Source organism: Paracoccus mutanolyticus, from assembly GCF_003285265.1.
In the GTDB taxonomy this organism is placed as follows: domain Bacteria; phylum Pseudomonadota; class Alphaproteobacteria; order Rhodobacterales; family Rhodobacteraceae; genus Paracoccus; species Paracoccus yeei.
The window spans coordinates 2,882,951-2,892,545 of the sequence record NZ_CP030239.1 but is presented as its reverse complement, the minus strand read 5'-3'; the positions used below and the strand labels follow the sequence as shown (position 1 = coordinate 2,892,545).

Sequence of the window (9,595 nt, the reverse complement as noted above, 5' to 3'; positions counted from 1 at the left end):
TCCTACACAGCGCGCTGGGCGGCGTTGAACCCCAACCAACACCCCGATCGACTCCGCCACAGACAACTTCCGGTGCCTTGCGGAATTCGCCGATCAGCTCCTCCTTGACCGCGAAGACCGAGTCGTTGTCGAGGTATTAGCTGCTGGAATCGTAGATCTGCGAGATCAGCGGGCGATAGCCTTCGCTCCGTTGACCATCATGTGGATATAGGCCGGCTGCCTGCCCACTGATATCGAAATACTTGATCTCGCGGAAGTTGAACGTGTCGTGGTAGAACCTGTACCAGGTGTCCATGTTGCCGCGGATGACATTGTGCGTCAGGTGGTCGAGGTAGTAGAAGCCAAAGCCTTCGGGGCGGGGGTTCACCTCGTCCAGCCAGGCGTAATCGGCCTCATAGGCACTGCCTTCGGCGCCATATTTGTCGATGAAATACAAAAGCGAGCCGCCGATGCCGTAGACGGCGGGCGCCCCAATGGATGCCAATAACGCGCTGTTGATCTTGCGATGCTGGTCGGTTCTCTCTGACAGTCTGCGAAGAGCATGAAGGTGTATCGTGTCGTCAGAGCGCTTGGTCGAAGGCGACAGCTCAATGAAACCTTCGCTTCTGGACATCTGGCACGGCTCGGAAAACGTCCGCTCATTCCGACTCTACTTTCCTCCAACGCTGCGGCGGCTGCTCGCATAGGCCAACCTGCATGAACGGTTGTCCGATATTCGTTCAACTCGTTGCCTGCGGAAACACGCTAGGCGACTAGCTGGCGCTCCTAGATCCTGAAATCCGGGTATCCATTCAGTCAGTTCGGCCGAATGAATGGCAGCCTTCAGGTCAGCAAGCAGACTGCCATGTGATTGACTGAACCGCCCCGGGTTTACCGGAGAGTAGAACCTCAAAGGATGAGCCCTATGGCGCCGAAAGATTCACCCCCAGCTCTTCTTTATCCGAGCTGCGCGCACGCGGTGTTCGGCTCTGCATTTTCTCAGTTTTTCTATTTTGTCATCTCCTGCCTGCTTGCCGCCACAGTGCAACCACGGCTGCGCGCAGGTAAAGTTTCTACCGGAGCGCGTCTGCGTAGTTTGGCGCGCTTTGGCGTAGGTTCCGCTCCCGGGCACGCAACCAACGATACTTGCGATTGGTCGAGCAGGAAATTCCCAAGCTTGCGGCTAAGTATACTTTGTCATGAGTAAACATGAGTTCAGACCTTGAAGCTGCCGGCTCCCTTTGGCCAGACATCGATCCGCCCTCTGACAGCTGCCATGGCACGAAGTGTGCATTTCGCGTTCGATGGTTATGCGAAAGATCAGGTTTTCGACCACCAGACCGATCACGATGACGGTCAGAAGGCCTGCGAACACCGCCGGAATGTCCAGCACGTTACGATTTTCGAAGATATACCAGCCAAGGCCCCCCTGACCCGAGCTGAATCGAACGCTATCGCGGAGTCTCGCGCTGCAAGTCGACTGCGCTGCCCTCCCAGATGTCCATATGAATTGCGCCGGCAGACATCGACTTCGGCTAAAGAACCAGCCGTCATTGTCTACATGCACTGGCCTTGGATCACCGTCGGCACGGATCCTTGTTTACCCCGGCGCAGGAAATCCTGCCGTTCCAAAATCTCGAGGAGACAGCGTAAAGGCTGAAGGAACTGGAAGCTGCCAGATCCGAACAGCACTCCGTCAGATATCTGGTTGCGGGGAAACAATCCAATCACGTCTCGATCAGGCGAAGACGCTGTCGCGCCTCGACGTCATTCTGCGCAGCCGGCAAGATGGCGGCATCGGGATCGTCCTAACCGCTGCCCCCACACCGTTCTCGCATCTCGGCCCCAATGTGGTGATGCCGCTGGGCGACCTCCTGAGCAACGGGAAGACCGATGAGGCTGCGCAATCGGCCATGCTCGAGCGGTTCAAGATCGGCCGTTGGCTGGCCTTGGGTGGCAGCGAGGTAACGCTGGCACGATTCGGATCGTCGCCCGCGCACTATGTACCATCTTTGGAGAAGGCCGCAAGATCACGGTTCTGGCCAAATGTCGGGCGCTCAGGGCAGTGGTGCTGCGCAGATGGCGCGTTTCGCCCATCAGGGTCAGTTCGCCGACAGCGAAGCCGTTGGGGCGTAGGGTCCAGCCGGCGAGTCCGGCCGTTCGGGCTGCGGCCTCCAGAGCCTGAGACAGGGCCTCGGCCCCGCCTGTGAGCGCGCGGTTGCCAGGTCGAACACGACCTCCTGTGCTTTATACTGTTTTTTCTTGACCGCCAGAGCGTATTGTCGCCCGTTAGGACCTGACAGCACTCCCTGTGATCGAGCAGGCGCTGGCCATCCCGATGAAGCGGTTCGACCGGCCGGTTTCGCTTGGTGCTACCGCCGGAATGCAGCGATCCTGGAAGCGCCGGATCCTCGCCCGGGAAGGATCGTGCATCGGTTGTTTCATCCGCTCTTCGATATGCTATCGCACGGGTTTGCCGAGCGCCGCCGAACAGTTCGCGATGTTGCTCGGTCTCCTGCATCAACGGCATCGGCTCCGTCGAGACCAAATAGGCCCTGACCCACGACAAGATAGTCCGCCACCCATACGCACCGTTTGTGATTGCGGCACAGAAGACCCTTGGGCGCTCGGGCGACGAGATTTCCGGCAATGAAGCCGCCGAGGTCGCGATCGCACCGTAGAAAATCTGGCCGTATCGCCAAGGGTCACGCCGATGCAAGACAATCCCGGCATCGAAGCCGTCGTTCAGGCGCGGCGGGTGTTTCCAGCAAAGATCGCCGCGGCCGGTCTCAGTTCAGAGCAGCCGGCCATCCTCGGAGCCATGGCCGATGTCGTTTTGTTCATCGACGCCGCGATCAGCAACCACTGCGGATCGTCGCGGTCGAGGAAGCCGGCTCGATCAGGGCGTGTACTCGTTGACCCGCGGCCCGAGCAGCCAAACCCGGCACGTCCCTGCGCGGCCTGTGAGCGCCGGCGAGGTCCTCGAGGGTGACAGGTGGGGACCGCGAGTTCATCGGAGAATGACCGCTCTGTTTTGGCGTACGACGGATGTCGGCACATGGCTCGGGTAGAAGTCGCAGCTGTTCGGTCGCGGCGTCAGCGACCATGTGCGAGGGCAGAACGATCACCTGCTGAAAGCGGAGCCGCGTGTCGTCCGCCTCCGCTGTCGGTTGCGCGTTGAGCCGAGGCACAAGCCGGTCTACTCGATTCGTGAAGCGCCTGTGCGCGCACCCATCCGCCAGCGGATCGTCTGGCATGGCTGCCGGGTCGTCACTCCAGTAGGTCTTGTGGCGGGTTCGCTATGGATATGCTCGGCCGGTCGACCGATTTCTGGGGTTGTCGCGTTGCGACCGGCGGGCGCATAGTCAGAAAGACCGCGTCGAAGACGTCGCGCGTATCATCGGGCCGACCATGTTGCTGTCAGCGATGCGCCAGATAGTCCGCTGAAACGTAACCCGAGATACCAGGCCTGTCGGTGAGTGAGACTCTGCACCAGACCTTACCGTTATTCGTGACGCAGTTCTGGCGGGTGAGGCGCGTTCCGTCAGGCAGGCCGATGCGCATGCACTCCCGATGCCGCCGACTGAACAAGCCGGGTTCAGAGTTCTCTGACCATGGCGTTGGACCTTGATGCGCTGAAGTCTTTTTTCTGGTATGTGGTTATGCGTTCTTAAAAGCTGGTGCCTCTGATAACACTATACGGTGCTTCGTAATCAGCCGACGCAGTTTGCTTTCACCTCCATCAGGTAGACATCCTTTGATCAGGCGGCCATTGGCGCCGACCTTGCCGCCCTGGGCAAAGACATCGTCCACCGGCATCTCGTGCAGCTTGGCGGCGACGGCCTCGGTTTCATCCGTGCCGGCGGCCTCGATGGCCTTCAGGTACTGGGTCACGGCGGAATAGGTCCCGGCGTGGACCATGTTCGGCATCACGCCGGCCCGTTCCTTGAAGCGCTCGGCGAACTTGCGCGATGCCTCGTCCCGGTTCCAGTAGAAGTTTCGGCGGCCACGGGCGCGTACGATTCAGTGGCTCCTCCTGAATCGCAGGACGCTGTTCAGGACACGGCGCATTCGGCTACATCGTTGGTCGCTCAGACGGTTGCATGCCCTGCATCAACTCATCATACAGGATCGACACCCCTGCGCCGATGAGGCGATCGAAGACAAGCCGCAGCTTAGCAGCCGGTTCCCGAACTGTCGCGTTCATGGCGCGCAAGGCGGCACCGATCTTCGCCGGGCAATGACTCCGCCGTTACGGCGTGCCCGCCCCCGGACACTTGCAGGAAGTAGAGCCGGCGGCTGGGCTCGACAGTGACGTTCGTCGCGGCGCCTTCGACGACCAGCGCGTGGAAATGACGTTCGATGTCGCTGCTGATCACGATCGCTGAGACCGAAGACCGTCCGCGCAGCAATCAACTCGCGCAAGATCTCCCATTTGTTGATGCCGGGCGCGTAAACGGCCTGCTGTGCACTGGCGGAAGCGGCACGGGCGCGTGCCAGATGCGCAGCATCCACCGGCCGCAGAAATGCTGCGGTGACAGGAGCGTAGGTCATGGGCAAGTTCACGAAGGCAAAGACAGTCCGCATCGCAAAGTCTGGAGGGACTTGCGAAACCGCGCATTTGAACCTATCTTGAAGGTGCTAAACAAGATGCGGAATCATCGTCGGTGAATTGCATGGGTCGGGGTGCGACTTGGAGGGGGGACGTGTCCAATCGCTGCTGGCAAGCGAGCCGTGCCACTGACCTGACGTAAGATGCCCCCGCGCCAACCTCAGTGGAAGCGACATCACCGACCGCCAGGAGCCCCCCTTCTTCGGCTCGAAAACACCCACACCGCGGCTTCTGGCTGGATTTGTGCGGCCTGCGCAATGACTATCCCGTGTCAGGGCGGTTTGCCCCCAATGCAAAAGGCAGCCCGAAGGGTTGCCCTACATCCGTAGCTGGCCTCACTCAGTGGCTGGCCATACAACGTCCAGGTGAAGGCCTTGCGCGTCTCGATCAGTTGACTACCATAAAGGACGGCAACACGTTCCTGCGATTTCTCGGCCTTCCAGGGGCCGTTCCCATCGCGGACGACAGTGAAGCCGTTGTTGAGCCGGTACTGCACGGTTCCGGCGGCATCGCTCATTTTGGGGTTGACGGCGATGCCGCAATCGACGGCGCACCAGACGCGGGTGACGCGCGGGGTGCCGCCGCGATCCTCGACCTCGACCACCTCGGCGACATAGGTGCCGAAGCTTTTCGCATAGGCGATGCCATAGCCCTTGCCGTCGCGGCGCGGTCCAATCGGCCATGCGGGCATGCCTCGAGGCCTCTTCAGGTTTTGCGCTCGTTCGGCTACCATGACGCCCATAATGGCATATTTTCAAAGCACATGCCATATAGCTCTTTAAGAAATGCCCAAGTCCAGTGCTCCAAGCACTCCAACCAGGGACTTTCATGACCTGGGGCGAACGGTTGTCCAGCCGGGCATGGACGGTCAGCCCGGTGCCGGGGTTGTAACCCGCATAGGGCCGATAGGTCACGCCGGGCCGGGTCGTCTGCGCCACGGATTCGGGTACCACCGACAGGCCCACGCCAACCGATACCAGGCTGAGCGCGCGCGGCCGTTGGTCTGCCGCTTTTCCGACACGGCGTTTTCCAGATACTCCCACAGGGATTTCTTGAACTCGGCCTGGTTCTGGCTGCGCTTCACCACCTCGGGGTTGTAGACCACGTCGCGGAAGGCGAATTCCAGCGTCTGGTCGCTGATCCCCTGCCCCCGCGCCTGACCCTTGAAGTTCCTGCGAAGGCCGGGATCGAGATCAACAGGCAAAGGGCGGTGCCCATTGCTGGGCGCGGGATAAGCGTAGCCATCGCATGCTCCGGGATCGGGGGGCTGAGGGAGGGATGGCTGGCTTGCGCGGGCTTGGGGCCTTCAATCACTTACAGGCACAAGCATCAAGAAACCTTACAGAAATATTTTGTCGCAATCTGTCGCAAAGCTGCGGCTGCGCCGCACGTACAGGCAAGCGCGGGCGGCAGCGCTGTTAGGTCATGCGCGGGCCAGGGAATGTGGTGGAAATAGCCGATGCGGTTCGTCACCCCCAGCGCGCGAAGCCGGGAAACGGGATGCGCCGGATGCAATAGCCGTTGCCGACGGGCGTCAGCTTGTGGTCGCGGCGACTTCACGCCCGACCGCGTCCAGATAGGCGCGACAGCGCTTGTGGGTTTCGGTGCGGGTTGCCGGACCCGTCAGTTCATAAACCGTCATCAGGTTGGCCGAGGCATTGTCGATCTCGGCCGAATCCTTCAGCGAAGCCTGCAGCAACCGGTTGGGCAATGTCGAAGCCGGCCCCGGGACGCAGCGGGATAGCGGACGTCCCGGGCATGCGCTTCAGGTCGTGGCAGAAGTGGCCGCCGGGATGTCGCCGGTGAGTCGATGGTATGGACCTTCTCGCCGCCAGCCAGGCCTCAACGAGGGGCTCGCTGTTGCCGAAAGGGAACGGGCAATCGAGCAGCGCTGGCAAGCCCCTACCTGGGCTGCGGCCTGCTCGACCTCGATCGCGCGGTGCCAGGCAAGCTCGTTTGCCAGCGGCTCAGCTTGGACGCTCGTGCGGCAGGCGATCACCGAGCGCAGGCCGCGGCGCCCTGCCTCCCGTGCCAGAACCTCGCCGTATCGCCGGAGCGTCGTAAATGCATCCATCCCGGTGGGGCGTCGATGGTTGCGTTTTTCGGCGCGGGGCCTGAACGGGATCGGTTCCGTCATGTATCCGCAAGCCCGATGCAGGCGGTGGTCGCTTTCAGCGACCTCGCGCGGTCGAGGTGCGGTAGCCGTCCTGCAGGTAGCCTCAGCCATGCAGCAAAGGCTGATCTGGTCGCCAGGCTGATTCGCAGGCGTGTCTGCCGGGGCGGCGAGGCCGGGACAGGCCGGTTCCAGAGCGGATGGATGGATGGCAGGTTTCGGGCTCATCCGCAGCTATTCTCGCATTACAGGCAGCGGTTCTGTGAAGGTCGTGCGTGCCTTGCTGCGGCTTGATGAGCCCTTCGCCACATCGACCAAGCGATAATATAAGCCGGTTCAATCTGACGTTGGCCGTGCTCAGCTTGGCTGTGGGAGCTGCATTCCCGGTCGCGGGCCGGCCAATGCGTTGGTTACTGCGTTTTGGTGCGGTGTAGTGTTGCGTTAACGTCTATTAGGGGGATGCATGACCAGCGATAGCCAATCAACGATCGACGCCGTGCCAGGAACGGGTCTCGTTGTGATCGAGGCCGAGTTCATTCTTTGCGGTCTCGAAGCTGTCCTCGATTGCCCAGCGATGTCCTTCGACACGCACCAGTGTTTCCATGCCCGTGCCCTCCGGACACCATGTGGTGAAGAACGCCAACTCGCCATCAGCGATGTTGCGCCGGATCAGCAGGCCTCGGGTCCAGAGCTCGCCGAAATCTGCGTTGAAATCCGCAGCATCGAGATCGGACAGTTCGATATAGACCCAGTCATGAAGGCGCTCGCCCTTGGTTCCTGTGCCAGCCGAAAGACGCTGCCAAGCCTCGGGCGGCAAGTCTTCCGCGATGCTCCCGGCCGTCCCGCTGACGGCATAGGCTTTCCCCCAGGAATTGAAGGCGACGGAACGCATAGAGAATTTAGCCTTTTGCCTGCGACGGAACGCAGTGCTCATTTCGATATGCCAACGCCATCGACCCTCGATTGGCGGGACCATGAACTTTGCCGAGGCTGATTATGTGATGACAAACACCCCCGGCATGCTGCGGGCGATGGGGGGCATGATGACGGCCTTCTGGGCAATCCCGCGCGCTTCATTGCGGTCGGTCTTGTTCACCTGCGCCTTGTCTCTGATGGCCTTTGGGCCATGATCGAACCCTTGCTGCCACCCATATCTCTGTCCTCGAAAGGCGGGCGGCCTCGGATATCGGACCGTGCTGCCCTGGCCGGGATCCTCTTTGTCCTGATGAGCGGTATCCCTTGGCGGATGTTGCCCGCCGAGATGGGCTGTGGCTCAGGTGTGACATGCTGGCGAAGGCTCAGAGATTGGCAGTTGGCCGGGATCTGGGACCAGTTGCATCGGACCTTGCTGCACCAGTTGCACCGCGCCGGTCACCTGGACTGGAGCCGGGCCTGCATGGACAGTGCGTCCATCGCGGCAAAAAAGGGGGCGACGTCATCGGGCCGAACCCGACGGATCGCGGCCGCCCCGGCACGAAGCGCCACATCATCACTGACAGGCGGGGCATTCCCCTGACGGTGCGTCTCAGCGGCGCCAACCTCCACGATAGTAGAATGCTTGAGCCTTTGCTTGATGCCATTCCTCCTGTCCAAGGTAAGCGGGGACGGCCACGCAAGCGGCCCGGCAAGCTCCATGCGGACAAGGGCTACGACTATGCCCGCTGCCGCCGGGCTTGCAGCAAACGTAGTATCAAGCATCGCATCGCCCGAAAGGGTGTCGAAAGCAGCGCCCATCTCGGAAAGCATCGCTGGGTCGTCGAACGCAGCTTCGCCTGGCTTTCCCAATTTCGCCGCCTCGCCGTCAGATACGAACGCAAGGCGGAAATTCACCTCGCCCTCACCATCCTGGCCTGCGCCATCATCTGCTTCAGAGCCCTGACCAAATGGTTTTGAAACACGCTCTTAGTGGCGAACTCCACCGCCTCGGGCACATGGGCCCGGCTTCGTCTGACCGGAGCTTCAGCCCATGCTTTCGGCAGATAGAGGGCCCGATCGATAAAAGCATGTCCGTGCTGCGAGACGTAGCTGGCGAAGACGCCGATCTGGCAATTGGTGATCTTTCCTGCCGACCCCGTATATTGGCGCGCGACCCCACAGGAGGCGTGGCCCTGCTTCAAAAAACAGCTTGACATAGCTGCCCAGCACACCCCCCGGCCCGATCAGCAGCGAGGCGTTGCGCATCACGCCCTCGCGCAGCGCGGCCGCCGCGCAGGTGGCCTCGAGGAAATCGGTGCGGCCGCCAGGGGCCCTGTCGCCGCCGCTTCGGCCCGCATCCAGCCGGTCTTGCGCCGTTCGTTTCCCAGCAGGCCATCCAGAAACTGACCGGCCGATGCCGCAACCCGTTCCTGTGTGAACAGAACCCGCGTCTGCGACTTCACATCCCGAAGCGACGAAGCCCAAAGCTCCAACGTTTTCCTTGACAGCCAATCCCGACATCCATGACCTCATCTAAATCATGGTAACCCATTGATTCAGAGATCAGAAGAAAACGCAGCTGTAATGCTAGTAGATGGCGAAGTGGAGTTTTGCCAATCGAAGCCGAAGCCGCCGTAGAAGAGAACAACTCGGCTAAACCGAATATCACAGGGCGAGGATACCGAAAACTATTCCGTCGAACAAGCGCAGTGCAGCGAGCGCAGTAGGCTTCGCTCCGTATAAAGAAAGACCTGAATCCGCGTCCAGTCTACGACGCAAGGTTCGTGCCCAGCAAGGCCCCGATCGGCGACTGGCCGACACCCCCTGACAGACACGACCAGGTCAGCAGCACGTCGCCGCGTCGTGCGATGGAGGGGCCAGCGTCAGGAAAGATCTTCGAAAGATTGCCATGTTGGCCTCGCGCTGCGGCGGTGCTGTTCGCCTGCGCCTGTCCTTGCCGAAACCATGACGTGCCA

The 9,595-nt window shown here is 61.1% G+C and carries 6 protein-coding genes and 5 pseudogenes; 3 read left to right on the top strand and 8 right to left on the bottom strand.

Going from position 1 to position 9,595, the window contains the following annotated elements; all coding sequences use genetic code 11:
- Positions 1-208: 208 nt before the first annotated feature.
- The 3 pseudogenes from DPM13_RS15710 to DPM13_RS15695 form a co-directional block, all read right to left on the bottom strand.
- Positions 209-478 (bottom strand): annotated as a pseudogene (locus DPM13_RS15710) (4-hydroxyphenylpyruvate dioxygenase); the annotation flags it as partial.
- Between the two features lie 2,921 nt (positions 479-3,399).
- Positions 3,400-3,537: pseudogene (locus tag DPM13_RS23955) on the bottom strand (SH3 domain-containing protein); the annotation flags it as partial.
- A 170-nt stretch (positions 3,538-3,707) separates the two neighbouring features.
- Positions 3,708-3,978 (bottom strand): annotated as a pseudogene (locus DPM13_RS15695) (ABC transporter substrate-binding protein); the annotation flags it as partial.
- A 363-nt stretch (positions 3,979-4,341) separates the two neighbouring features.
- On the opposite strand from DPM13_RS15695, the gene DPM13_RS20025 reads away from it, so the two are divergent.
- Positions 4,342-4,650 (top strand): hypothetical protein, encoded by a 309-nt coding sequence (locus tag DPM13_RS20025; protein ID WP_145963429.1) that lies wholly within the window; start codon positions 4,342-4,344, stop codon positions 4,648-4,650.
- A 212-nt stretch (positions 4,651-4,862) separates the two neighbouring features.
- On the opposite strand, the gene DPM13_RS23950 is transcribed toward DPM13_RS20025, so the two are convergent.
- The 4 genes and pseudogenes from DPM13_RS23950 to DPM13_RS15665 form a co-directional block, all read right to left on the bottom strand.
- Positions 4,863-5,333, bottom strand: coding sequence for a hypothetical protein (locus tag DPM13_RS23950; protein ID WP_223252090.1), 471 nt, complete (start codon positions 5,331-5,333; stop codon positions 4,863-4,865).
- Between the two features lie 168 nt (positions 5,334-5,501).
- A complete protein-coding gene (locus DPM13_RS23945; protein WP_223252089.1) occupies positions 5,502-5,795 on the bottom strand; it encodes a lytic murein transglycosylase in 294 nt (97 codons plus the stop codon).
- A gap of 330 nt (positions 5,796-6,125) precedes the next feature.
- Complete coding sequence (locus DPM13_RS15670; protein ID WP_223252088.1) at positions 6,126-6,290, bottom strand: hypothetical protein; 165 nt, start codon at positions 6,288-6,290, stop codon at positions 6,126-6,128.
- A gap of 898 nt (positions 6,291-7,188) precedes the next feature.
- Positions 7,189-7,581 (bottom strand): annotated as a pseudogene (locus DPM13_RS15665) (IS701 family transposase); the annotation flags it as partial.
- Positions 7,582-7,678: 97 nt separating this feature from the next.
- Here DPM13_RS15665 and DPM13_RS21285 point away from each other — a divergent pair.
- Both DPM13_RS21285 and DPM13_RS15655 read left to right on the top strand, forming a co-directional pair.
- Positions 7,679-7,834, top strand: a complete 156-nt coding sequence (locus DPM13_RS21285; protein ID WP_189654954.1) for a hypothetical protein — start codon at positions 7,679-7,681, stop codon at positions 7,832-7,834.
- Positions 7,831-8,597 (top strand): IS5 family transposase gene (locus tag DPM13_RS15655; RefSeq protein ID WP_262983151.1). Its coding sequence is split into 2 segments (ribosomal slippage): positions 7,831-8,143 and positions 8,143-8,597, totalling 768 coding nucleotides; the frame shifts between segments, so codons are not numbered across the junction. The genes DPM13_RS21285 and DPM13_RS15655 overlap by 4 nt, the downstream gene beginning before the upstream one ends.
- An 8-nt stretch (positions 8,598-8,605) precedes the next feature.
- Here DPM13_RS15655 and DPM13_RS23940 read toward each other — a convergent pair.
- Positions 8,606-9,127, bottom strand: a pseudogene (locus tag DPM13_RS23940) (transposase); the annotation flags it as partial.
- Between the last annotated feature and the right edge of the window lie 468 nt (positions 9,128-9,595).